The sequence below is a fragment of the Nocardioides sp. 503 genome (assembly GCF_004522095.1).
GTDB lineage: Bacteria > Actinomycetota > Actinomycetes > Propionibacteriales > Nocardioidaceae > Nocardioides.
Genome location: NZ_SPUI01000003.1, coordinates 1,282,878 through 1,305,971, shown reverse-complemented (window position 1 = coordinate 1,305,971; position 23,094 = coordinate 1,282,878). Strand labels below are relative to the sequence as shown.

General features: G+C 73.6%; 20 protein-coding genes. 6 read left to right on the top strand and 14 right to left on the bottom strand.

The genetic code is table 11. The features are described 5' to 3' along the window. The first annotated feature begins 4 nt into the window (after positions 1-4). A complete protein-coding gene (locus tag E4622_RS13340; protein ID WP_134740635.1) occupies positions 5-340 on the top strand; it encodes a rhodanese-like domain-containing protein in 336 nt (111 codons plus the stop codon). Between the two features lie 100 nt (positions 341-440). On the opposite strand, the gene E4622_RS13335 is transcribed toward E4622_RS13340, so the two are convergent. Next, a complete protein-coding gene (locus E4622_RS13335; RefSeq protein ID WP_134740634.1) occupies positions 441-860 on the bottom strand; it encodes a hypothetical protein in 420 nt (139 codons plus the stop codon). A gap of 75 nt (positions 861-935) precedes the next feature. Then, on the bottom strand, positions 936-1,616 hold the full coding sequence (gene aat / locus E4622_RS13330) for a leucyl/phenylalanyl-tRNA--protein transferase (protein WP_134740633.1): 681 nt from the start codon (positions 1,614-1,616) through the stop codon (positions 936-938). A gap of 32 nt (positions 1,617-1,648) precedes the next feature. Between aat and E4622_RS13325 the strand changes: the two genes are divergently transcribed. Further along, a complete protein-coding gene (locus E4622_RS13325; protein WP_134740632.1) occupies positions 1,649-2,329 on the top strand; it encodes an EcsC family protein in 681 nt (226 codons plus the stop codon). Here the strand turns inward: E4622_RS13325 and E4622_RS13320 are convergent. The 6 genes from E4622_RS13320 to E4622_RS13295 form a co-directional block, all read right to left on the bottom strand. Next, positions 2,290-3,504 (bottom strand): hypothetical protein, encoded by a 1,215-nt coding sequence (locus tag E4622_RS13320; protein ID WP_134740631.1) that lies wholly within the window; start codon positions 3,502-3,504, stop codon positions 2,290-2,292. The genes E4622_RS13325 and E4622_RS13320 overlap by 40 nt on opposite strands. Next, positions 3,501-4,652 (bottom strand): hypothetical protein, encoded by a 1,152-nt coding sequence (locus E4622_RS13315; RefSeq protein WP_134740630.1) that lies wholly within the window; start codon positions 4,650-4,652, stop codon positions 3,501-3,503. The genes E4622_RS13320 and E4622_RS13315 overlap by 4 nt, the downstream gene beginning before the upstream one ends. Next, complete coding sequence (locus E4622_RS13310; RefSeq protein WP_134740629.1) at positions 4,652-5,743, bottom strand: hypothetical protein; 1,092 nt, start codon at positions 5,741-5,743, stop codon at positions 4,652-4,654. The genes E4622_RS13315 and E4622_RS13310 overlap by 1 nt, the downstream gene beginning before the upstream one ends. After that, positions 5,740-6,660, bottom strand: a complete 921-nt coding sequence (locus E4622_RS13305; RefSeq protein ID WP_134740628.1) for a hydroxymethylglutaryl-CoA lyase — start codon at positions 6,658-6,660, stop codon at positions 5,740-5,742. Before E4622_RS13305 ends, E4622_RS13310 begins: the two co-directional genes overlap by 4 nt. After that, complete coding sequence (locus E4622_RS13300) at positions 6,657-8,540, bottom strand: biotin carboxylase N-terminal domain-containing protein (RefSeq protein ID WP_134740627.1); 1,884 nt, start codon at positions 8,538-8,540, stop codon at positions 6,657-6,659. Before E4622_RS13300 ends, E4622_RS13305 begins: the two co-directional genes overlap by 4 nt. A gap of 103 nt (positions 8,541-8,643) precedes the next feature. After that, positions 8,644-10,167 carry a carboxyl transferase domain-containing protein gene (locus tag E4622_RS13295; RefSeq protein WP_134740626.1) on the bottom strand — a complete coding sequence of 508 codons (1,524 nt, stop codon included), beginning with the start codon at positions 10,165-10,167 and terminating at the stop codon, positions 8,644-8,646. A gap of 78 nt (positions 10,168-10,245) precedes the next feature. Here E4622_RS13295 and E4622_RS13290 point away from each other — a divergent pair, with 78 nt between their 5' ends. Beyond that, positions 10,246-10,818, top strand: coding sequence for a TetR/AcrR family transcriptional regulator (locus tag E4622_RS13290; RefSeq protein WP_134740625.1), 573 nt, complete (start codon positions 10,246-10,248; stop codon positions 10,816-10,818). 9 nt (positions 10,819-10,827) lie between these two features. On the opposite strand, the gene E4622_RS13285 is transcribed toward E4622_RS13290, so the two are convergent. From E4622_RS13285 to E4622_RS13275, 3 genes are all read right to left on the bottom strand, one after another. Then, positions 10,828-12,177: an MFS transporter gene (locus tag E4622_RS13285; protein ID WP_134740624.1), complete on the bottom strand. Its 1,350-nt coding sequence runs from the start codon at positions 12,175-12,177 to the stop codon at positions 10,828-10,830. An 84-nt stretch (positions 12,178-12,261) separates the two neighbouring features. Then, positions 12,262-12,969 (bottom strand): SWIM zinc finger family protein, encoded by a 708-nt coding sequence (locus E4622_RS13280; RefSeq protein ID WP_134740623.1) that lies wholly within the window; start codon positions 12,967-12,969, stop codon positions 12,262-12,264. A 10-nt stretch (positions 12,970-12,979) separates the two neighbouring features. Next, positions 12,980-15,730, bottom strand: a complete 2,751-nt coding sequence (locus E4622_RS13275) for a DEAD/DEAH box helicase (RefSeq protein ID WP_134740622.1) — start codon at positions 15,728-15,730, stop codon at positions 12,980-12,982. Between the two features lie 118 nt (positions 15,731-15,848). Here E4622_RS13275 and E4622_RS13270 point away from each other — a divergent pair, with 118 nt between their 5' ends. The 3 genes from E4622_RS13270 (at position 15,849) to E4622_RS13260 (ending at position 18,656) form a co-directional block, all read left to right on the top strand. Next, the gene (locus E4622_RS13270; RefSeq protein ID WP_134740621.1) at positions 15,849-16,577 is read left to right on the top strand and encodes a 4'-phosphopantetheinyl transferase superfamily protein; all 729 of its coding nucleotides are present in this window, start codon (positions 15,849-15,851) and stop codon (positions 16,575-16,577) included. Further along, positions 16,574-17,062: a glutathione peroxidase gene (locus E4622_RS13265; protein ID WP_134740620.1), complete on the top strand. Its 489-nt coding sequence runs from the start codon at positions 16,574-16,576 to the stop codon at positions 17,060-17,062. The genes E4622_RS13270 and E4622_RS13265 overlap by 4 nt, the downstream gene beginning before the upstream one ends. Positions 17,063-17,159: 97 nt before the next feature. After that, complete coding sequence (locus E4622_RS13260; RefSeq protein ID WP_348537001.1) at positions 17,160-18,656, top strand: DHA2 family efflux MFS transporter permease subunit; 1,497 nt, start codon at positions 17,160-17,162, stop codon at positions 18,654-18,656. Positions 18,657-18,745: 89 nt separating this feature from the next. Here E4622_RS13260 and E4622_RS13255 read toward each other — a convergent pair whose 3' ends face one another. From E4622_RS13255 to E4622_RS13245, 3 genes are all read right to left on the bottom strand, one after another. After that, positions 18,746-19,786: a dihydrodipicolinate reductase gene (locus E4622_RS13255; protein WP_134740619.1), complete on the bottom strand. Its 1,041-nt coding sequence runs from the start codon at positions 19,784-19,786 to the stop codon at positions 18,746-18,748. A 22-nt stretch (positions 19,787-19,808) separates the two neighbouring features. Further along, positions 19,809-20,843, bottom strand: coding sequence for a hypothetical protein (locus E4622_RS13250; RefSeq protein ID WP_134740618.1), 1,035 nt, complete (start codon positions 20,841-20,843; stop codon positions 19,809-19,811). Positions 20,844-20,908: 65 nt separating this feature from the next. Continuing rightward, positions 20,909-23,020 (bottom strand): DEAD/DEAH box helicase, encoded by a 2,112-nt coding sequence (locus E4622_RS13245; protein WP_134740617.1) that lies wholly within the window; start codon positions 23,018-23,020, stop codon positions 20,909-20,911. Positions 23,021-23,094: the final 74 nt, after the last annotated feature.

Here is a 23,094-nt window from a genome sequence, read left to right as displayed (position 1 = left end):
GTCCATGACCGCGATCCCGACCGTGTCCGTCTCCGGCGTCCCCGACCCCCTCCCCGAGGGTCTGGCCGTCCTCGACGTCCGCGAGCCCGCCGAGTGGGCCCACGGGCACATCGAGGGCGCCCTGCACGTCCCGCTGATGGAGCTCCCGCAGCGCCTCGCCGACCTGCCGCGCGAGCAGACGCTCGTGGTCTGCAAGGTGGGCGGGCGGTCCGCGCAGGCGGTCGGCTACCTCGCCGAGCAGGGCTACGACGTCGTCAACCTCGACGGCGGGATGCTGGAGTGGGAGGCGGCCGGCCGGCCGATGGTCAGTGACACCGGCCAGCCCCCGCAGGTCGTCTGAGCTCCGCCCCAACGGGGCCCGAAGCAAGCCCGAAGTAGGCCCGAAATAGCACCGAGCACCGGGCCGGACCCGCGAGGGCCGTCCCGGTGCTCGGTCGGGGTCACTCCGTCTCGGGCGCGTCCGGGGTCTCGGGGGCGCAGGTCTTGGAGACGTACTCACCGAAGGCCTCGAACTTCTTCTTCTCGTCGCCGCTGAACTTGTCGAGCTCCTCGAGGTCCTTGGCGGAGGCGTCGTCGTCGATGTCGGCGACGGCGTCGGTGAAGATCTCGAAGCCCTCGCGCGCGTCGTCGGAGATGCCCTCGGGGGTGCCGGTGTCCTCGAGGTCCTTGACGGCGTCCTTGACCTTCTTGATGTCCTCCTTGCTCGGGTCCCCGCCGTCCGAGCCGGCGGCGCTCTCGCTGATCTTGGTGAAGGAGTCGCAGAAGTCAGCCTTCGACGCGTCCGTCGGCGCTCCACCACCGCAGGCGGTGGCGGTACCGCCGACGAGGACGAGGCTGGCAGCGAGCAGGGCGATCTTCATGGGGTTGGTTCTCCTCAGTTCGGGGATGAAGGCGCTACCTACCCACCTCACACCCGCTTCACGCCTTCGACCACGTCACATCGCCAGTCGGGTCGGTGGCGGGACGGTGAACAACGAGGGCAGCCGGGCGAGGTAGTCGTCGCGCGGCAGCGCGCGCACGCCCAGGGTCGCCAGGTGCGGGGTGACCCACTGGGTGTCGATGAGCCGCCGCTCGGCGTGCTCGTCGCGCAGCAGGTCCACCAGCCCCACCAGCGCCACCTTCGAGGCGTCGCGGGCGCGGTGGAACATCGACTCACCGGCGAAGAGGCCGCCGATCGCCACGCCGTACAGCCCGCCCTGCAGCTCCCCGTCGCGCCACGCCTCGACGGAGTGCACCCAGCCGAGCTCGTGCAGGCGCAGGTAGGCCTCGCGGACGCGGCCGTCGATCCAGCCCGCCGGCCGCGTGGGGTCGGCGCACGCGTCGATCACCTCCGGCAGCGCGGTGTCGACGCGGATCTCGAAGTCGCGCGCCGAGCGCCGCAGCGACCTCGACACCACGAGCCCGTCCAGCGGCAGCACGCCGCGCTCCACGGGGCTGAACCAGTACATCGGGCCGGCCACCTCGTCGACCGGCATCGGGAACATCCCGCGCCGGTACGCCGCCAGCAGGGTGCCCGGCTCGAGGTCGGCGCCGATGCCGACGAGGTCGTCCTCGGGGTCGAAGCGTCCGGGGTCGCCGAACACCCACGCGGTGGGGGGAGGCTCGACGGGAGGCACGGCCACGACCGTAGCCGTTCTAGGATCGGGGCATGGGACTCACCGGACGCGTCGGCAAGCAGCTCGCGCCCAAGGTCGCGGGGCTGGCCCCGGGGCTGACGGCGTCGTTCGTGCGCGAGGCGCTCCACCGCGCCATCACGGGGGTGGGCCCGCTGCCGCCCGCCGCGGTGGCGGCCGACAAGCAGCTCGCGGAGCAGCACGGCGACGTCGACAAGGCCGTCCACGAGGTCATCGAGAACCACGTCCGCTACGCCGGCGCCCAGGGCTTCGTCACCAACATCGGCGGGCTCGTGACGGCCGCGCTCACGATCCCCACCAACATCACCGGCCTGGCGCTGGTGCAGTGCCGGATGATCGCCGCGATCGCGCACCTGCGCGGCTACGACCTCGACGACCCCCGCGTGCGCAACGCGCTGCTCGTGACCATCCTCGGCGAGGACTCCGTCACCTCGCTGGTCAAGAAGAAGAAGCTGCCCGCGCCGCCGATGGCGCTGGCCACCGCGCCGGTGCACGACGCCGCCCTCGACCAGGTCATCTCCACCGAGGTCGCCTCCGACCTGATCACCAAGGTCGCCGGCAAGCGCCTCGCGATCACGATCGGGCGTCGCGTGCCGGTCGTGGGCGGCATCGTTGGCATGGGCGCCGACGGCTACCTCACCTGGAAGATCGGCCGCTACGCCGACCGGGAGTTCCTGCCCCGCGCCGCTCGGTAGGCCTGCAGCGCGTTGCGGCCCATCGCCGAGGCCTGCAGGCGGCGTACGGCCTTGGCGCGCGCGCGGTACGTCGGTCGGAGGTAGGACCGCTCCAGGGCGCGGTAGGCCTCGTCGAGCTCGCCCCGCACGTCGCGGACCTCCTGCTGCAGACGGGCGTTCTCCAGCAGCAGCGCCTTGACCGCGTCGACCGCGGCGCGGGCGACCTGCTTCTCGACCGGTGAGTCGGGGTTGGCCCACCGCCGGGGCGGCGGACCCCCGCGCAGGTCCTCGAGGTCGCCGACCACGTCGTAGCCGCGCTCGCGGATCTCGGTGACCCAGGCGTCCTCGAGGTCGCGCACCCACGGGTGGACGTCGGGCGGCAGCGCGAGGCGCGGCGAGCGGGTGCGCCGCGAGAGCGTCTGGTGGGCGAGCAGCTCGCGCACGAGCGGACGGTAGTCGACCGGCGCGACCTGACGGTTGGCCGCGCGGTTGATCCGCCGGATGAGCGCGGTCTCCGGGACGCCCAGCGAGGGGTTGACCCGCTCCGCCTCGAGGTCGAGGTCCAGGCCGTCGAGCCCGAGCACGTGGCTGAAGCGCTTCCACAGCAGCTCGCGGTCGCCACCGCGCGGAGGCACGGTCACCAGGTGCACGTGCTCGGGCGGCAGGTCGAGGCCCCAGCGGTTGAGGATGTCGGGGATCTCCTGCACGCTCCAGAACCAGCTGGAGATCCGGCCGCGCCGCGCGGGGTCCCGGATCTGCCGCAGGAAGCGCTGGTAGCTGATCGTGCTGCGGTGCTTGACGTTCTCCTGCCACTCCGCCGGCACCTGGCGCACCAGGTCGCGCACCGACAGGACGACGTGCACCTCGGTGCCGCTGCCGTGGCCCAGCGACTCCATCGCCTGGCCCACCTGCGAGCGCGAGGCCGCGGCGAGGATCTCGTGGCTGATGATCGAGGTGCCGGGGTGGGCCCGCACCTGCGTGGCGAGCCGGTCCCAGGCGCCGATCGCCTCCCGCTCCAGCCCGCCCCACGGCAGTCGCATCAGGTCGAGCGCGGCGAGGAAGTGGCCGTCGAAGCGGTCGGCGGGGTAGAGGATCCCCGCACTCGCCAGCGTCGGACGGTTGCGGAACAGCACGTCCTGGAGGTACGACGTGCCGGTCTTGGGGGTGCCGACGTGCAGCAGCACGCGCCGCGTCATCGGTGCCCCTCCCTCTCCGTGGGCCTGTCGGACGTGTCGGCCGGCCGGTCCCCCGACCCCAGCAGCAGCCGGAGCGCGAGCTCCAGCACCCCCGACTCGGTCGGGCCGGCCGTCGCGGCCGCGAGGTCCTCGCGGCGGGGCAGCAGCAGGTCCGGGTCGCCGTGGACAGCGTAGCCAGCGCCGGTCAGGTCGTCGCGCATCCGGGCGGCCCGGTCGAGGGCCCAGTCGGCGTGCTGAGGAGGTACGGCGAGCGGTGCGCCGGGTGCCCCGGGACCCTCGAGCAGGCGCGGCAGCAGCGAGCGGCGCAGCAGCTCGGTGCGGCGCTGCGGGAGCACCAGGATGCCGAGCACCGCCCCCACCCGGCGGGCGAGGTCGGTCGCGTCGGCGCTCGGGCGCGGCCGGGCCGGCAGCGACCGGCGTACGCCCACGAGGCGGGGCAGCGCGGCGGGGTCGAGGACCACCCGAACCCGGCCCGCGCCGACGCGTCCGGCCCAGGCGGTCGCCGTCCGTGGGAGGTCGACCCGCGGCGGCACGCTGCGGGCACGGGCGAGCGGGTCGAGCCACTCGCGCCACGACGCGACGCCGGCGCCGAACGCGCGGGCGGTCCAGACGTCGGCGACCATCGTGGCCAGGTCGGTCCCGAGCACGAGCACGACGGCGCCGCGCCCACCGGGCGGCCGGCCGCGGGCGGTCAGCGCGTCGCGCGCGGGGTCGGCCAGCCACGGGTCGCCCACCAGGCGGTAGCGGGTGCGCCAGGGCCGCACGAACGCCGGCTCGCGGAGGGCCGGCGTGCCGGCGGTGACGAGGTCGTCGGCCACCAGGCTGCTCGCCACCCGGGTCAGCTCGACCTCGGGCAGCTGCGCGGGGTCGACCGGACGGGGGCCGAAGGCCGAGCCCGAGTCGGCGCCGACCAGCTCGAGGTCGGGCGTGCCGCGTCCGGGGGCGCTGGCGGAGAGGACGCGGTCGACCAGCGCGGCCGAGGGCCTGCCTGCGAGGTTGAGGCGGCGCAGGAGCTCGAGCTGCTGGGCACCGGGCAGGTAGGGGCCGCGCTCGGCCTCGGCGTGCCAGCCGGCCCACGGCGTCGTACCCCCGTCGCGCAGGTGGGCGACCCACCCCCACGCGCGCCGCCGGCCGTCGTCGCCGGCCACTACTCGCGGATCCGCTTCGCGTGGGTGCGGACCTTCTTGATGAGCTGCTGGTCGGGGTCGGGGCGCCGGGCGGCCTCGTGGGTCATGGCGGTGAGCGCGTCCATCGCCACCCGCAGCTGCTGCTTGGTGGACACCTTGTCGGGGTCGACGTAGCGCTCGCCTGCGGGCAGGGGCAGCGGACGCAGGTCCGCGACGTCGCCGACGACGTCGACGCCGCTCTGCTCGATCCACTCCACCCAGCGTCCGGTCTCGGCCTCGGCCCAGGGCTGGAGCCGCGGCGGCATCCGCACCGGCGGCGAGACCCGCCCCACGAGCTCGTTGTGGGCGAGCATCTCGCGGATCAGCTCGTCGAACGTCGACTCGCGGCGGGTGGCGCGGTCCATGCTCCGGTTGAGGCGCCGGACGACCTGGGTCTCGGCGACCCCCAGCGACTCGTTGACCAGCTCGCTGTCGCGCGGCGCCCAGGCCGGGTCGATGCCGAGGACCGCGCAGAAGCGCAGCCAGAGCTCGTCGCCGCCGGAACCCGAGGGCGGCACGGTCACGACGTGCACGTGCGCCGGGTCCAGGCCGGCCCCCCAGGCGCTGAGCACGCTGGGCAGGTCGAAGGCGCGGTAGAACCAGGGCCTGTCCTTCTCGAGGCCGTCGAGGAAGCGGCGGTAGGTCCAGCGCCGGCCCTGCTTGACCGACTCCTGCCACGCCGCGGGGATCTGGCGCGCCAGGTCGCGGGCGCTGTAGACGATGTGGAGCTCGGCGTCGGCCAGGTCCCGCTTGGCGCGCACGATCGCGTCGGCCGGGGCCGGGGCCAGGATCTCGTGGCTGATGACGACGGTGCCGCTGCGGCGCCGTACGCGGCGCACCATCGCGTCCCAGCTGCCGCGTGCGTGGCCGGGATGGCCGCCCCAGTCCTGGCCGAGCAGGTCGAGCGCGGCCCGGAAGTGGAACAGCGTGGCGTTGACCCGCGGCGGACGGGTCGGGAAGTGCACGTCGTGGTCGGCGAGCAGCTTGGCGTTGAGCGCGAGGCGGTCCTGGACGTAGGTGGTGCCGGTCTTGGGGGCTCCGACGTGCAGGAAGACGCGTCGCTTGGCACTCACCCGGCTGATTCTGCCGCACCCGGGCTGAGCGCCCGCACCACCGCCGAGGGGCTGGGCCGTCCGAGCTGCTCGGCCATCCAGGCGCTGGTCGCGACCAGCTGGTCGAGGTCGACGCCGTGCTCGATGCCCAGGCCGGTGAGCAGCCACACGAGGTCCTCGGTGGCGAGGTTGCCGGTGGCGCTCTTGGCGTAGGGGCAGCCGCCCAGACCGCCGGCGCTGGCGTCGAACGTCGTGACGCCGGCCTGCAGCCCGGCGTGGGCGTTGGCGAGGGCCTGGCCGTAGGTGTCGTGGAAGTGCAGCGCCAGCTGGTCGGTGGACATCCCGGCGGCGCCGAACGCCGCCACGAGCGCGGTCACCTGGTTGGCGGTGCCGACACCGATCGTGTCGCCCAGGCTGAGCTGGCTGGCCCCGAGGTCGAAGAGCCGCTTGCCGACGCCGACGACCTGCTCGACCGGCACGGCGCCCTCCCACGGATCGCCGAAGCACATCGAGACGTAGGCGCGGACGTCGAGGCCGGCGTCGCGCGCGCGCCGGACGGTCGGCTCGAACATCGCGAACTGCTCGTCCAGGCTGCGGTTGAGGTTGGCCTGGGCGAAGGTCTCGGTGGCCGAGCCGAAGATCGCGATGTGGCGCATCCCCAGCTCCAGCGCCCGGTCCAGCCCGCGCTCGTTGGGCACCAGCACCGGGTGGTCGCGGCCCTCGTCGCCGAGCAGCTCCATCAGCTCCGCGGCGTCGGCGAGCTGGGGCACCCACTTCGGGTGCACGAAGCTCGTGGCCTCGACGACCGGCAGGCCGGCGGCGACCAGGCGGCGTACGAACTGCGCCTTGACGTCGGTGGGGACCAGCGCCTTCTCGTTCTGGAGGCCGTCGCGCGGACCGACCTCGTAGATCGTGACCTGCTCCGGCAGCGCGCTCACGGGGCCTCCTCCGGCTCGACGACGAACAGCCGCGCCCCGAGCGCGACCTGCTGGCCGGCGGCGGCGCCGACGGCGGTGACGGTGCCGGCGAACGGCGCCTTCAGGGTGAGCTCCATCTTCATCGCCTCCATCATCCCCAGCACGTCACCCTCGGCGACCTGCTGGCCCTCGGCGACGCGGACGTCCAGCACCGTGCCCGGCATCGGGGCGACCAGGACGCCGTCCCCGGCCGCGACCGCGTCGGCGAGGCGGTCGGGTGGCGTCAGCACGAAGCGCTGCCCCCGGTAGGACACGTCGACGACGTCGGGCTGGACGTTGACGACCGCGCGCTCGCGCTGGCCGTCGACGACCGCGTCGACGACGTGGTCCGCCGCGCTGAGCACCACGAACGGCACGCCGTCGACGGTGCCGGCGTGGCGGTCGACGGAGACGTCGCGGTCGAGCTCGACCAGGGTCGGCGCGGGCGGGCCGCCGAGCCGGAAGCCGTCGGCCTGGAACGGGTGACCGGCGTCGAAGGCGGTGATCATCGCCGACACCCAGGCGGCCATCGCCCGCGGCACGTCGGCCCGGGGTGCCGGGACGTCGGTGCCGATGTCGACGCGGTCGAGCCAGGCGGTGTCGATGCTCGCGTCGCGGAACGCCTCGCTCTCCACGAGCGTGCGCAGGAAGCCGGTGTTGGTGGTCAGCCCGAGGACCGCGGTCTCCTCCAGCGCCGCCACGAGCGCGTCACGGGCGCTCTCGCGGTCGGGCCCGTGGGCGATCACCTTGCCGAGCATCGGGTCGTACGACGTGCTCACGACCTGGCCGCTCTCCAGGGCGTGGTCGACCCGGACGCCCGGGCCCGAGGGCCAGCGCACGATGCTCGCCGTACCGGCCTGGGGCAGGAAGCCGCCGAAGGAGTCCTCGGCGTAGACGCGCGCCTCGATGGCGTGGCCAGAGACGGTGACGTCGGACTGACCGAACGGCAGGGGCTCACCCGCGGCGACGCGGAGCTGGAGCTCGACGAGGTCGAGGCTCTCGCCGTCGACCAGCACGACGGCCTCGGTGACGGGGTGCTCGACCTGGAGGCGGGTGTTCATCTCCAGGAAGTAGGCCTCCCCCGTGTCGCTGTCCAGGAGGAACTCCACCGTGCCGGCGTTCTCGTAGCCGACGTGGGCGGCCAGCGCGACCGCGCTGGAGGTCACCAGCTCGCGGACCTCGGCGGTGATCGTCGGGGCCGGCGCCTCCTCCAGGACCTTCTGGTGCCGGCGCTGGGTGGAGCAGTCGCGCTCGAAGAGGTGCACCACGTTGCCGTGGGCGTCGGCGAGCACCTGGACCTCGATGTGACGGCCGCGCTCGACGTACTTCTCGACGAGCATGGTGTCGTCGCCGAACGCCGACAGCGCCTCGCGCCTGGCCGCCGCGACGGCCTCGTCCATCTCGTCGGCGGAGCGCACGACGCGCATCCCCTTGCCGCCGCCGCCCGCGGCGGCCTTCACCAGCACCGGGAACGGCGCGTCGTCACCGGTGGGCACCACCGGGACGCCGGCGGCCACGGCGATCTCGCGCGCGGCGTCCTTGCGGCCCATCTGCTCCATGACGGCCGCCGAGGGCCCGACGAGCTTGAGCCCGGCGGCCTCCAGCGCGGCCGCGAACGGCGCCCGCTCCGACAGGAAGCCGTAGCCGGGGTGGACCGCCGAGCAGCCGAAGCGCCGGGCCTGCTGCACGACCTCGTCGATGTCGAGGTACGACGACACCCGCCCGGCCTCGTCGCACGCCCTGACGTGGGGCGCGTCGGCGTCGGTGTCGGTGAAGATCGCGACGGTCGGCACCCCGAGCCGGCGGCAGGTGCGCGCGATCCGGACCGCGATCTCGCCGCGGTTGGCGATCAGGACTCTCATGCTCGGATCAAGCAAAGCAGAACACCTCTATCGGGATCGGGGTCCCCGCGGCGTTGTTCGCGGAGGAGCGCAGCGGGGGAGCGAAGAACGTCGTGGGGTGATCTCACATCCGGAAGATGCCGTAGGAGGGCTCGGGGATCGGCGCGTTCGCGGCCGCGGCGAGGCCCATGCCGAGCACCCGGCGGGTGTCGGCGGGGTCGATGACGCCGTCGTCCCAGAGGCGGGCGGTGGAGTAGTAGGGCGAGCCCTGCGTCTCGTACTGCTCGCGGATCGGGGCCTTGAGGTCCTCGTCGTCCGGCCGGCCCGCGACGGTCGCGAGGACCGAGGCGGCCTGCTCGCCGCCCATGACCGAGATGCGCGCGTTGGGCCACATCCACAGGAAGCGCGGGTCGTAGGCGCGCCCGCACATGCCGTAGTTGCCGGCGCCGAACGAGCCGCCGATGACGACGGTGAACTTGGGGACCACCGAGCAGGCGACCGCGGTGACGAGCTTGGCGCCGTCGCGGGCGATGCCCTTGTTCTCGTACTCGCGACCGACCATGAAGCCGGTGATGTTCTGCAGGAAGACCAGCGGGATGCCGCGCTGGTTGCACAGCTCGATGAAGTGCGCGCCCTTGAGGGCCGACTCCCCGAAGAGGATGCCGTTGTTGGCCACGATGCCGACGGGCATCCCCCAGATCCGCGCGAACCCGGTCACCAGGGTCTCGGCGTAGAGCTTCTTGAACTCGTGGAAGCGGCTGCCGTCGACGATGCGGCGGATCACCTCGCGCACGTCGTACGGCGTGCGGGTGTCGGCCGGCACGACGTCGTAGAGCGTCGCGGGGTCCTCGGCCGGCTCCTCGACGTCGTGCACCGCGATCGAGCGCGTGACCGGCCGCTCGAAGGTGTCGACGATGCTGCGCACGATCGCCAGCGCGTGGCGGTCGTCGTCGGCGAGGTGGTCGACGACGCCGGAGGTGCGCGCGTGGACGTCGCCGCCGCCGAGGTCCTCGGCGCTGACGACCTCGCCGGTGGCGGCCTTCACCAGCGGCGGGCCGCCGAGGAAGATCGTGCCCTGGTTACGCACGATGACGGTCTCGTCGGACATGGCCGGGACGTAGGCGCCGCCCGCGGTGCAGGAGCCCATGACGCTGGCGACCTGCGGGATGCCGCGCGCGGACAGGTTGGCCTGGTTGAAGAAGATCCGGCCGAAGTGCTCGCGGTCGGGGAAGACCTCGTCCTGCATCGGCAGGAACGCGCCGCCGGAGTCGACGAGGTAGAGGCACGGCAGGTGGTTGTCGGAGGCGACGGTCTGCGCGCGCAGGTGCTTCTTGACCGTCATCGGGTAGTAGGTGCCGCCCTTGACCGTGGCGTCGTTGGCGACGATCACGCACTCGCGCCCGCTCACGCGCCCGATGCCGGTGACGACGCCGGCGCTCGGCACGGCGTCGCCGTACATGCCGGTGGCGGCCAGCGGGCTCAGCTCCAGGAACGGGCTGCCGGGGTCCAGCAGCGCGTCCACCCGGTCGCGGACCAGGAGCTTGCCGCGGTCGGTGTGCTTGGTGCGGGCCGCCTCGCTCCCGCCCAGCCGAGCGGCCGCCAGCCGCTCTCGGAGGTCGGCGACGAGGTCCTTCAGGTCTGCGGGCACGCCTCTAGGTTAGCGATCATTAACCTGGGCGTCCATGTCCTCCTCCGTGACCGCGTTAGCGACCGCTAACCTGAGGCCGTGACCACGTCGACCGAGGAGGCGCCGACCCGGCGCGAGCAGATCCTGGCGACGGCGGCCGACCTGTTCGCGGCACGCGGCTTCCACGGCGTCTCGGTCGCCGACCTGGGCTCGGCCTGCGGCATCTCCGGACCGGCGCTCTACAAGCACTTCGCGTCCAAGGACGCCGTGCTGGCCGAGATGCTGGTCGACATCAGCGTGCGACTGCTGGACGTCGGGCGGGAGCGGGTGGCCGCGGCGGGCGGCCCCGAGGAGGCGCTGCGCGGTCTCGTCGACTGGCACGTGGACTTCGCGCTGCGCCACCGCGCCCTGATCATCGTCCAGGACCGCGACTGGGAGTCGCTCCCGTTCGACGCCCGGGCGCGGGTGCGCGACCTGCAGCGGTCCTACGTCGACCTCTGGGCCGACCAGCTCCGGCTGCTGCACGACGGCCTGGACCTCACCGCCGCGCGGGCGATGGCGCACGCGGCGTTCGGCCTCATCAACTCCACCCCGCGCACCGGCGCGCTGCCCGACCCGTCGCTGCACGACCTGCTGATCGCGATGGCGCTGCGCGCACTGCTGCCTCGGTGAGCGTCCGGCTCAGCGGGCGGGCCCCGCGGTGGGCGGCTCGGAGTCGATGAGGGACGGCGGACCGGCACCGGCCCCCTCCTCGGCCTCCGGGGCCGACGCCCGGGCCTCGGCCAGCACGTCGGCGGGGACGTGCCGCTCGAGGAAGCGGTGCGCCATCCGGGTCGAGGGGTGGATGCCCACGGTGGCGACGACGATGATGCCGGCGATGACCAGCCACCCCGCGGCGCCCCAGTTCATGGCCAGGAACGTGTAGACGGCCGGCGCCCACACCCGCCCGAGCGTGGAGGTCAGCTCCCCGGCGCCCTGGTAGGCGCCGCGCTGGCGCGGGTCCATCAGCTCGGCCTCGAAGGCCCAGCTGGCCGCGGAGAGGTAGAGCTCGGCCCCGGTGACCGTGACGTGTCCCAGCCAGACCAGCGCGATGGTGGTCCAGCCGACGGTGTCGTGGGTGGCCAGCGTGATCAGGCAGGAGACCACGAAGAAGGACGACGAGATGCGGATCGCCTTCAGCGCGGTGGTCACGTCGCGGACGCCCCGCGCGGCGGCCATGGGCAGGAAGATGCACATCACCGTGTTGGTCCCGAAGAGGAAGGCCAGCAGCACCCGCGGGGCGTCGGTCTCCTCCACGAGCCAGAGCGGGATGACGATGTTGAGCAGCACCTGGTTGGTCCAGAAGACGCCGCCGAAGAACTCGGTGAGCAGCCACCCGGGGTTGCGCAGCGGTCCCGGCCCCGGGACCTTCAGCTTCCGGTCCTCCGGGGTGCGGTCGTCGTGGGGCGCGCGGGGCAGCCGGATGATCGCGGCCGCGTTGACCAGGAAGACCGCCGCGGTGAACCACGGCAGCGCGTGCAGCAGGGTGTTGGAGTGGAAGGCGAGCGCGATGCCGCCCAGCAGGGAGCCGAGCGTGAACCCGACGTTGAGCGCGGAGTACATGTAGGCGCGCGACTGCACCCGCTCGCCTGGCGGCAGCACGCCGATCGTGTAGGCGCCGTGGGCCGCGCCGCCGAGGGAGCCGATGACCTCCATGCCGACGGCCATCAGGACGTAGCCGCGGAAGTCGGTGATGAACGGCCAGAAGGAGAACATGGCGGCCTGGCCGGTCGCGCTGAGCGCCCACATCCGCTTGGGGCCGAAGCGGTCGACCAGCTTGCCCATCGGCAGGGCGGCGAGGAACGCGGCGGCACCCGCGATGGTGAGCCCGAGCCCCACCTGGGCGGCGGAGAGCCCCACGATCTGGGTGAAGAAGACCGCCGACCCCGTCATGAACGTGCCCTCGCCGAGCGCGAACAGCAGCGACTGCCCGGCCAGCCGGCCGGCGAGCGGCGACGGCGGGCGCGCATGGCGCATCAGGGCGGTGGGCATCCCGAGATCCTCCCTGCTCCGCGTGCCGGTGTCGCCGCATTTTATGGCCCCGGACGTCGGCCCACGAACTGGCTCGGCAAGGGCTCAGAAGAGGTGGTCGATCGGCCGCGCCGGGTCGTCGACGAGCTCGAGGATGCGGGCGGCGCGGACCGCGGCGTCGAGGGCGGTGTCCACGTCGTCGGCACGGCCCGGCGACGAGTCGCCGGCGAGCTCGTCGGCGGTTACGGTGCGGGCGTGCAGGTCGGCGAGCAGCTCCTCGCGCGGGAGGCCGCGCAGGTGGAGCAGGACGAACGGGTCGGCCTCGATCAGCCAGGTCAGCTGGTAGAGGACGGCCAGCGCGTGGGGGCAGGGGTCGGCCCAGAAGTCGCAGGTGCAGGACGTGGCGAGCTCGGCGCCGTAGGGCAGCAGCTCGACGCCCATCTGGTCGGCGTGCTCCACGAGCGAGTGCGGGAGGTCACCGGCCAGGAGGGCGGCGATCCGGCCGGACTCGGCGGCCACGGTCTCGACGAGCGCGTCGCGGCTCGCGCCGTCGAGGACCGGCAGCGTGCCGGAGACCGTCGCGAGGCCGCCCTCGTCCTCGACGCTCGCGACCAGCTCGCCGACGCCGACGGTGATGCCGCCGACCCGGCCGGCCCGCGCCAGGCCACGCGCGGCGCGCAGGTCGGTCTCGGTGTAGGCGGCCTCCTCGACCGCGCGCACCCACGCCTTGCCCCACCAGCGGGTGGCCCGTGCCGCGCTGCGCCGCGGCGCGAGCCGGGCGTGGACGACGCGGCGGTCGACCTCGGTCGTCATGGGGGACCCATCAGGTACGCCGCAGCGTGACCAGGTCGCGCAGCTCGTCGTTGCCCAGCTCGGTCAGGGCCGCCTCGCCGCGGCCGAGGACGGAGTCGGCCAGCGACCGCTTGCGGGTGAGCAGCTCGGCGATCTTCTCCTCGATCGTGCCCTGGGTGATCATCCGGTGCACCTGCACCGGCCGGGTCTGGCCGATCCGGTAGGCGCGGTCGGTGGCCTGCTCCTCGACGGCGGGGTTCCACCAGCGGTCGACGTGGACGACGTGGTCGGCGCGGGTGAGGTTGAGGCCGGTGCCGCCGGCCTTGAGCGACAGCAGGAAGACCGGCACCTCGCCGGCCTGGAAGCGGGTGACCATCGCCTCCCGCTCGCGGACCGGGGTGCCTCCGTGGAGGAACTGGTGGGGGACCCCCGCCTTCGCGAGGTGGGTCTCCAGCAGACGTGCCATGGCAACGTACTGGGTGAAGATCAGCACGGCGCCGTCCTCGACCAGGACGGTGCCGAGCAGCTCGTCGAGCAGGTCGAGCTTCTCCGAGCGGCCGGCGAGCCGGCCGCTCGACTGCTTGAGGAAGTGGGCCGGGTGGTTGCAGATCTGCTTGAGCCCGGTGAGCAGCGCGAGCACCAGCCCGCGGCGGGTCTCCTCGTCGGCGCGCTCGATGCGCTCCATGGAGTCGCGCACGAACGCCTCGTAGAGGACCACCTGCTCCTGGGTGAGCCCCAGCGGGTGGTCCGTCTCGGTCTTGGGCGGCAGCTCGGGTGCGATGCCGGGGTCGGACTTGCGCCGCCGCAGCAGGAACGGCTCGATGAGGTCGGCGAACTGACGCGCCTTGGTCGGCTCGAGCCCGGACTCGATCGGGCCCGCCCACACCTTGCGGAAGGCGTTGCGGCTGCCGAGCAGGCCGGGGGTGGCCCAGTCGAGGATCGCCCACAGCTCGGTCAGGTTGTTCTCGACGGGGGTGCCGGTCAGGGCCACGCGGGCCCGGCTCGGGATCGCGCGCAGCGCGCGGGCGGTGGAGGACTGGGGGTTCTTGACGTGCTGGGCCTCGTCGGCGACCACCAGGTCCCAGCCGACCCCGGCGAGCGCGGCGTGGTCGACGCGCATCGTCCCGTAGGTGGTCAGCACGAACCCGCCCTCGCCGCCCGGGCCGGTCAGCCCCTCGAGCGAGCGCTGGTTGCCGTGGAAGCGACGCGTCAGCGTGCCGGGGGCGAACCGCGCGACCTCGGCCTCCCAGTTGCCCAGGAGGCTGGCGGGGCAGACGACGAGCGTCGGGCCGGTCGCGCCGGCGGCGCGGCGGTGCAGGTGCAGCGCGATCAGGGTGATGGTCTTGCCCAGGCCCATGTCGTCGGCCAGGCAGGCGCCCAGGCCGAGCTCGGTGAGGTCGGCGAGCCAGGTGAGGCCGTGGCGCTGGTAGTCGCGCAGGGTCGCCTCCAGGGCGACCGGCACCTCGACCGGGTCGCGGGTGGCGGCGTTGAGCAGCTGGTCGCGCACCTGGAGCAGCGAGGCGCCGACCACCACCTGGGTCTCGGTGGCCGAGCCGCCCCCGTCGGCCGGCTCCAGCTGTACGACGCCGGTGAGCGCGGCCGCGACCGCCTGCACCGGCTTGACCGTGCGGACCAGCCGCTTGCGCGCCCGCTTGGCCATCGCCGGGTCGACGACGGTCCAGCTGCCGCGCAGCTTGAGGACCGGGGCGGCGGCGTTGGCCAGGAGGTCCATCTCCTCGGAGCTGAGCGGCTCCCCGTGCAGCGCCAGCTGCCACTTGAAGGAGAACATCGCCTCCGTCGACAGCAGCCCCTGCTGCAGCGGCTCCTCGCGCGGGCCGCTCGGCGCCCGGTCGAGCACCGCCGTCGCGGTCAGGTCGCGGCCCAGGCTGCGCGGCCAGAGCACGTCGACGCCGCGGTCCTTGAGGGCGCCGACGCCGTGCTCCAGCAGGCTGACCAGCTCGTCGGCGTCGAGGGTGATCTGGTCGGGCACGCGCAGGGCGAGCAGGCGGTCCAGCACCGGCCAGGCGTCGGCGGCCGCGCGCAGCGCGATCAGTGCGTGCGTGCGCGCCCGCTCACCGAAGCCGTGGGTCGCGTCGCGGCCGTGCTCGGTGAAGAGCGCGACGGCGTCGCAGAGGTGGAGGGGGTTCTGCTCGTCGGCGACCTGCAGCACCAGGCGCACCGCCCCCGCGACCAGCTCCTCCTCGTCGGCCTCGACGCGCAGCGAGATCGTGACGAGGTGCGGCAGGTCGAGGTCGGCCGTGCGCCGGTGGCGCGCGAGGCGGGCCTGCAGCCGGGACTCGAAGTCGGACCCGCGCTCGGAGCGGCCTCCCGCGGCGCCGCCCGCCGCGCTGGGGGTGCGCGCGCGGCTGGCGGTGGCGAGCGGGGCGGAGCGCGGCATCGCGTCGGTGACCGCGTCGAGCACCTGCCGGACCAGGGCCTCCGCGTCGGCGCCCACCACGTCGTCGTAGGACCGCCAGCGGGCGAGCATCGCGACCCGGTCGGTGTCGTCGGCCCCCAGCGGCCCGGCACGCCAGCTGCGTCCGCTCTCGGACGGCTCGAACCGGCCCGCCGCGACCAGCCGCAGGCCCAGCAGGGCCGCGCCGCTGAGCAGCCCCACGCTGGGGTGCACGTCCTCGCGTGCGTGGGCCTTGGTCAGCACCGGCAGCGCCGCGCGGATCGGCAGGGCCACCGTGCGCCGGTCGTCGCTGAACTCGACCACGCCCTCGCGGGGCGGGTCGGCCGGGCGGAAGGTCGCAGGCCCGGTGACAGGGACGAAGCTCAAGCGCAGACCTCAGCAGTGGCGGGGTGGGACTCAGACGCTAACGCCTGGCAGGGACAAGTCGTTCCCCCCTGCGGCGGACCCCGTGGCAGCCTGGCCCCGTGGACGGAGCCCGACGATCGTGACGACGGTGCGCGTCTGGTGGGCGAGCCTGGGAGGTGCCCTTCTCGACGAGCGACCCCTCGACCCGGTCGAGCGCTCGCGCGCGGCCGCGTTCCGGCGCGAGGACGACCGGCGCCGGTTCGTGCTGGGGGCGCTGATGGTGCGCCACGCTCTCGGCCGCGACCTCGGGGTGCCGCCGGCGGAGGTGCCCGTCGACCGCCGCTGCGCGACGTGCGGCGGACCGCACGGGCCGCCACGCAGCCCCGGGTCGCGGCTGCGGCTGTCGGTCACGCACGCGGGGGACGCCGTCGGCGTCGCCGCGGCCCTCGACCTGCCCGTGGGTGTCGACGTCGAGCCGCTCGCGGGGCTGGACGACGCCAGGACGCTCGCCGCCGACGCCCTCACGCGCGCCGAGCTCAGCCGACTCACCGGGCCGTCCCGGCTCGACGAGGCCGTCTTCGTCCGCGGGTTCGCGGAGCGCTGGGTGGCCAAGGAGGCGATCCTCAAGGCCACGGGCGACGGGCTGCGCCTGCCCATGGCCGGCCTCGAGCTCGGCGGCGACCGGGCGCCGTACCGGCTGGTCGGCTGGGCCGAGCGGCCCGACGTCGTACGCCGCGTCTCGCTGCACCGCCTGGACGGGGCGCCGGCCGGCCACGTGGCCTGTCTCGCGGTGCTGGGCGGGGACTCCCGTCCGGAGGTCGAGGAGCTGCCCGCCGCCGACCTGCTGGCGCCTAGAGTCGGGGCATGAGCCTCCTCGACACCCCCATCGCCCGCCTCGACGGCTCCCCGGCCACGCTGGGCGACCTCACCGGCGGCGGGCCGGCGCTGCTGGTCAACGTGGCGAGCAAGTGCGGGCTGACACCGCAGTACACCGGCCTCGAGGAGCTGCAGCAGGCCTACGGCGAGCGCGGCTTCACCGTCGTCGGGGTGCCGTGCAACCAGTTCGGCGGCCAGGAGCCCGGGACGTCGGAGGAGATCGCGGAGTTCTGCTCGGCGACGTACGGCGTGAGCTTCCCGATGACCGAGAAGGTCGAGGTCAACGGCGATGGGCGCCACGAGCTCTACCGCTCCCTGGTCGAGGTGCCCAACGAGAAGGGCGAGACCGGCGACGTGCAGTGGAACTTCGAGAAGTTCCTGCTCGCCGCGGACGGCTCGGTCGTGGCCCGCTTCAACCCCGGCGTCGAGCCGCAGGACCCCGCGCTCGTCACAGCGATCGAGTCGCAGCTGTCCTGATCGCCCCTGGTCGTGAGCGGGGGTCGTGACCGACACCACGGCCGGGACCGACCAAAGTCGGATGCGCGGGCCTGAGCAGGGCTCCTAGGATTCTGCGGTGAGTACCGAGACCAGCTCCGAGACCGCCCCGCCCACCACCGACAAGCTGGACCGCCGCGTCCTGATGGTGGCCGGCGTGGTCGTGCTCGGCGCGATCATGTCCATCCTCGACATCACGGTGGTGTCGGTGGCGCTCGAGACGTTCCAGCGGGACTTCGACGCCACGTCGGCCGAGGTCGCCTGGACGATGACCGGCTACACCCTGGCCCTGGCGAGCGTCATCCCGCTCACGGGGTGGGCGGCCGACCGGTTCGGCACCAAGCGGCTCTACCTGCTCGCCGTCGTGCTGTTCACGGCCGGGTCGGTGCTGTGCGCCGCGGCGTCCTCGCTGGGGATGCTGGTGGCCTTCCGCGTGCTGCAGGGCCTGGGCGGCGGCATGCTGATGCCGCTGGGCATGACCATCCTGACCCGCGCCGCCGGGCCGGAGCGCGTCGGTCGCGTCATGGCCGTGCTCGGCATCCCGATGCTGCTCGGCCCGATCTTCGGCCCGATCCTCGGCGGCGCGCTGATCGACTCCGCCAGCTGGCACTGGATCTTCCTGATCAACCTGCCCATCGGCATCGTCGCGCTCGTCTACGCGTGGAAGGTGCTCCCGGCCGACGAGGTCGAGCCGTCCGAGACCTTCGACTGGGTCGGGATGCTGCTGCTCTCGCCCGGCCTGGCGGCGTTCCTCTACGGCGTCTCGTCGATCCCCGAGGCCAAGCAGAGCGAGGGCACCGTGTGGACGCCGGAGGTCGTGGCACCCGCGGTCGTGGGCGCGCTGCTGATCGCGGCGTTCGTGCCGTGGGCCCTGCACCGCAGCAACGTCCACCCGCTCATCGACCTGCGCCTCTTCAAGAGCCGCACCATGACGGTGGCGGTCCTGGCGATGGCGCTGTTCGCGATCGCGTTCTTCGGCGCCAGCCTGCTCTTCCCGCTGTACTTCCAGCAGGTCCGCGGCGAGGACGCCCTGGGCGCCGGGCTCCTGCTGGCGCCTCAGGGCATCGGCGCGATGCTCACCATGCCGGTCGCGGGGATCCTCGCCGACCGCATCGGCCCCGGCAAGATCGTGATGACCGGCATCGCGGTCATCACCATCGGCATGGCGATGTTCACCCAGCTCACCGCCGACACGTCGTACGCGTTCATCCTCGGCGCGCTGTTCGTGATGGGCCTGGGCATGGGCGGCACGATGATGCCGATCATGTCCGCGGCGCTGGCGACCCTGGAGCCGCACACGATCGCGCGCGGCTCGACGCTGATGAACATCGTCCAGCAGGTCGCCGCATCCATCGGGACGGCGGTCTTCGCCGTGCTGCTCACCAACGGCATCCTCGACATCGGCGTCTCCCCGGCCGAGGACCCCGCCCGCTACGTCGCCGGCCTGGCCGACTCCTTCGCCACGGTCTTCGTCGTCGCCACGGTCATGGTCGCGCTGGTCCTCGTGCCGGCGTTCCTCCTCCCCCGCCGCAGGTCCGCCGCCCCCGTCGACCCGACCGCGCTCGTCGGCCACTGAGCGCGCCGCACTGCATGTAACACGTTGTCCACGGTTCTTTCAGCCCGCTGCAACGGGATGGAAGAGACGTGGACGACGTGTTACATGGATCAGACCCGCACCCGGCCCGTGATCGGGGGGAGGTCGGCGAGGGTCTTGATGCCGGGGGCGGCGGCGACCACGGCGGGGACGGCGTTGGTGACGGGCATCGCGGTGTAGATCATGCCGAGGCCCATGAAGCCCTCCTCTTTCCAGTCGGCGGGGGGCAGGCAGTGGATCACCGTGCGCATGTTGGGCAGGCCGAAGACCTGGATGACGTGGCCGTGGGCGAGCGGCTTGGGCGGGACGACGTGGTCGCCCATCGTCCAGTTGAAGCCCACGCTGACGACGTTGCGCTCGCCCACCCAGCCGCGGTGGTAGCCCAGGACGCCGGCGACCGTGCCCTCCGGGATCGTCATGAAGCCGAGGTCGGTGTCGCCGGTCGCCGCGGTGAACTCCACGTCGAAGCTCATCCGGTCCAGGGTGACGCCGAGCGCGTCGGCCATCATCGCCGCGGACTCCGCGAACACCTCGCTCTCGAGCCGCACGCTCTCGGCGAGGCCGGGGGTGTCGGGTGACTGCGAGAAGCCCATTGCCCGCTGCGTTCCCGCCGACTCGTACGTCGAGCAGTCGACCGACTCGGTGATCCGGATCTCGTCGACCCGCTCGCACGAGCCGCTGAGCACCATCCCCACCAGGTTGGTCATGCCGGGGTGGGCGCCGCTGCCGAAGATCGTCGACCCGCCGGCCTCGCACGCGGCGCGGATCCGGGCGAGGTCCTCGGGCGACTGCTTGCCGCCGGTGATCCAGGCCGCGCTCGAGCAGACGTTGACGCCCTGCTCCAGCAGCGCGACCAGGTGGTCGATGCTGGGCCAGAGCGGGTTGTAGCAGCACGCGTCGGGCTTCAGCGCCAGCAGCGCGGCGACGTCGTCGGTCGCGAGCACGCCGGTCGGGTCCGGCCAGCCGCAGAGCTCGGCCGCGTCGACGCCCACCTTGTCCGCGCCGTGGGCGTAGACCCCGACCAGCTCCAGGTCGTCGCGGCCGAGGATCGCGTGCAGCGAGCGCCGTCCGATGTTGCCGGTCGTCCACTGGACCACGCGCAGGGGTGTCATGCCCCGCAGACTAGAACGCGTTCTAGTTGACGTCCAGGGACCGCCGTCGGCTGGTCCCCACCGTGCGCACCGTGGCCAGCACGAGCAGCGCGCCGCCCACCGCACCCACGGCCAGGCCCCACCAGGAGGGGTGCTCGACCGACAGCACCGCGGTCGCCAGTGGCGTCACCGACACCGCGATCGCCACGACCAGGATCCGGTAGACCACGTGGCCGGTCAGCGCCGCGCAGACCGCCCAGCCCACCATCAGCAGCAGGGAGAGGCCCAGGATCACCCAGGTGTCGTCGTCGTAGCCGTCGAACCGCGGCGGCTCGCTCGGCATCATGTCCTCGTCGAACCTCATGGACATGAGCGGCGCGAGGGCCTGCGCCACGACCAGGACGCCGGTCAGGCCGGCGAAGCCCACGACGGTGAGGGCGCCGGACACCGCACCGGCGAGCACGCGCGTGTCGGCGCGCACCCAGCCCGCGACGGTGACGATGACCGCGAACAGCGCCAGCCCCAGCGCGATCGAGATCGCCCCGACCTCCTCGGAGGCGTCGTCGGGGACGCTGATCACGTCGTCGAGCACCTTGGCGTAGGTGACGTAGAGGCCCAGCACCGCGGTCACGACGAACGGCCCGCGACCGGTGAGGAGCAGGCCCACCAGCGAGAGGGCGACCACGGCCAGCCCGCCGACGTACGCCGTGGCCTCGCCGCCGTCCATCGCGACGGCGATCATCAGCCCGACGCTGCCGGCCCCGAAGGCGCCCGGCCAGGCGACCAGGTCGGTCATCGGGTCGGCGGCCCGCGCGGTCACGAGGGCGACGGCCGCGATGCCGAGGAGACCGAGGGTCGCGAGCAGCCCGACGGCGTAGTTGGACCAGTCGAGGTCGCCGTCGGCGCGCGAGTAGGCCGTGGAGAGCACCACCGCGGTCGCCAGGAGGCCGACGCCGACCGAGACGAGCGGCCGGAAGTCGTCGACGAGGCGCGACACCCCTGAGGTCGGTGGCGTCGGGGGTGCCAGCGGGGCGCTGGACGGGCCGGTCGGGGGGCCGGGAGGCGGTGCCTGGGTCATGCGGGCACCCTAAGGTCGGTCGGGCGGCCTCACCGGAAGTCCCAGATCAGCGCGGCGTGGCGCGGTCAGCTCTGGACGGCCAACGTCAGCGGCAGCACCTCGGAGGCGCCCGCCTCGCGCAGCGCGTGGGCGGCCCGGGTGAGCGTCCAGCCGGTGACGACGAGGTCGTCGACCAGCAGCACCGGCCCCGCGGGCACGTCGCCCTGGAGCGCGTAGCGGCGACCGACCGCCGCGACCCGCTGGGCGGAGTTCATCGCGCCCTGCCCGGGCGCGACGTCGGGGTCGACGATCGCGTAGCGGGCCACGACCGGCACCTTGAGGTAGCGCGAGAGCCCGTCGGCCAGGTCGGCGGTGAGCGTGGGGCGCGTCGCGGACTCCACGACGGCGATCGCCTCGACGTGCGGGCGCCAGTCGCCGAGGACCGCCACGACGGCCTGGACCAGCGGCACGGGGACCGGTCCGTCGCCGGCGCCGGGGCGGAACAGCTCCCGGAGGGCCTGGCCGAAGCCCAGGTCGGTGAGCCGGGCGACCGCGCGACCCTCGGAGGCGCCGGCGGAGATCTTGCCCTTGAGGTCGATGCCCATCGAGGCCAGGCCGGTGGGCCACATCTTGCGCGGCTCCACGACCACGCCGGGACGCGAGAGCCGCTCCTCCGCCTCGGCGACGGCGGCGCTGGAGACGTCGAGCGACAGCGCGAGACCGCCGCAGTTGTCGCAGCGGCCGCACGGCTCGGCCTGCGGGTCGTCGAGCTGGTCGCGCAGGAACCACATCCGGCACTCGGTGGTGCGCAGGTAGTCGACCATCGCCTGCTGCTCGCGCTCGCGAGCCTCGGCGACGCGGCGGTAGCGCTCCTCGTCGTAGGACCACGGCTGCCCCGTGGACTCCCACCCGCCGCGCACCCGGCGTACGGCGCCGTCGACGTCGAGCACCTTGAGCATCGTCTCGAGCCGGTTGCGGTTGAGCTCGACGTGGGTCTCCAGCGCGGCGGTGCTCAGCGGGCGGCCCTCCTGGGCGAGGACCTCCAACGTGCGGCGGACGAGCTCCTCGCGGGGGAAGGCCAGCGAGGCGAAGTAGGCCCAGATGTCGCGGTCCTCGATCGCGGGCAGCAGCACCACGGTCGCGCTGTCCCCGTCCTTGGCCAGTCCGCGGCCGGCACGGCCGACCTGCTGGTAGTAGGCGACCGGGGACGAGGGGGCGCCGAGGTTGACGACGAACCCGAGCGTCGCGTCGAAGCCCATGCCGAGCGCGCTGGTGGCGACGAGCGCCTTGACCCGGCCGGCGATCAGGTCGGCCTCGAGCGCGAGGCGCTCGGTCTGCTCGGTCTGCCCGGAGTAGGCGGCGACGTCGTGGCCGCGCGAGCGGAGGTAGTCGGCGACCTCCTGGGTGGCCGCGACCGTGAGGCAGTAGACGATGCCGGAGCCGGGCTGCTCGGCGAGGTGGTCGGCCAGCCAGGCGAGGCGCTGCTGGGCGGTCTTGAGGTGGACCACGCCGAGCCGCAGCGACTCCCGGTCGAGCGTGCCGCGGAGCACCAGGACGCCCTCACCGAGCTGCTCGCCGACGTCGGAGGTGACCCGGGCGTTGGCGGTCGCGGTGGTCGCCAGCACGGGGATGCCCGGCGGCAGGTCGTCCAGGAGGGTGCGGATGCGGCGGTAGTCGGGCCGGAAGTCGTGGCCCCAGTCGGAGATGCAGTGGGCCTCGTCGACCACCAGCAGCCCGCACGTCGCGGCCAGCCGCGGCAGCACCTCGTCGCGGAAGCCGGGGTTGTTGAGCCGCTCGGGGCTCACCAGCAGCACGTCGACCTCCCCGGCGCGGATGGCGTCGTGGGTGGACTCCCAGTCGTCGAGGTTGGTGGAGTTGATGGTGACCGCGCGGATGCCGGCGCGCTCGGCGGCGGCGATCTGGTTGCGCATCAGGGCCAGCAGCGGCGACACGATGACGGTCGGGCCCGCCCCCTGCGCCCGCAGCAGCAGGGTCGCCACGAAGTAGACCGCCGACTTGCCCCAACCGGTGCGCTGCACGACGAGCGCACGGCGCTTGTCCACGGCGAGCGCCTCGATGGCGGTCCACTGGTCCTCGCGCAGCGTCACGTCGTCGCGCCCGACCAGCGCGCGCAGGTGCGCCTCGGCGCTCTCGCGCACCGCCTGGCGGTCGCCGGTCACGACGTCGGTGGAGCTCATGACCGCATGTCTACCAGTGGACTCCGACAGGCTCGCTTCCCCATATAACACAATTGCACTAGTCTTTGTCGGGT

Coding starts and splice junctions, on each gene's coding strand:
- E4622_RS13340 (WP_134740635.1), top strand. CDS start 5: ATGACCGCGATCCCGACCGTGTCCGTCTCCGGCGTCCCCGACCCCCTC.
- E4622_RS13335 (WP_134740634.1), bottom strand. CDS start 860: ATGAAGATCGCCCTGCTCGCTGCCAGCCTCGTCCTCGTCGGCGGTACC.
- E4622_RS13325 (WP_134740632.1), top strand. CDS start 1,649: ATGGGACTCACCGGACGCGTCGGCAAGCAGCTCGCGCCCAAGGTCGCG.
- E4622_RS13320 (WP_134740631.1), bottom strand. CDS start 3,504: ATGACGCGGCGCGTGCTGCTGCACGTCGGCACCCCCAAGACCGGCACG.
- E4622_RS13300 (WP_134740627.1), bottom strand. CDS start 8,540: ATGAGAGTCCTGATCGCCAACCGCGGCGAGATCGCGGTCCGGATCGCG.
- E4622_RS13285 (WP_134740624.1), bottom strand. CDS start 12,177: ATGCCCACCGCCCTGATGCGCCATGCGCGCCCGCCGTCGCCGCTCGCC.
- E4622_RS13280 (WP_134740623.1), bottom strand. CDS start 12,969: ATGACGACCGAGGTCGACCGCCGCGTCGTCCACGCCCGGCTCGCGCCG.
- E4622_RS13265 (WP_134740620.1), top strand. CDS start 16,574: ATGAGCCTCCTCGACACCCCCATCGCCCGCCTCGACGGCTCCCCGGCC.
- E4622_RS13255 (WP_134740619.1), bottom strand. CDS start 19,786: ATGACACCCCTGCGCGTGGTCCAGTGGACGACCGGCAACATCGGACGG.
- E4622_RS13250 (WP_134740618.1), bottom strand. CDS start 20,843: ATGACCCAGGCACCGCCTCCCGGCCCCCCGACCGGCCCGTCCAGCGCC.
- E4622_RS13245 (WP_134740617.1), bottom strand. CDS start 23,020: ATGAGCTCCACCGACGTCGTGACCGGCGACCGCCAGGCGGTGCGCGAG.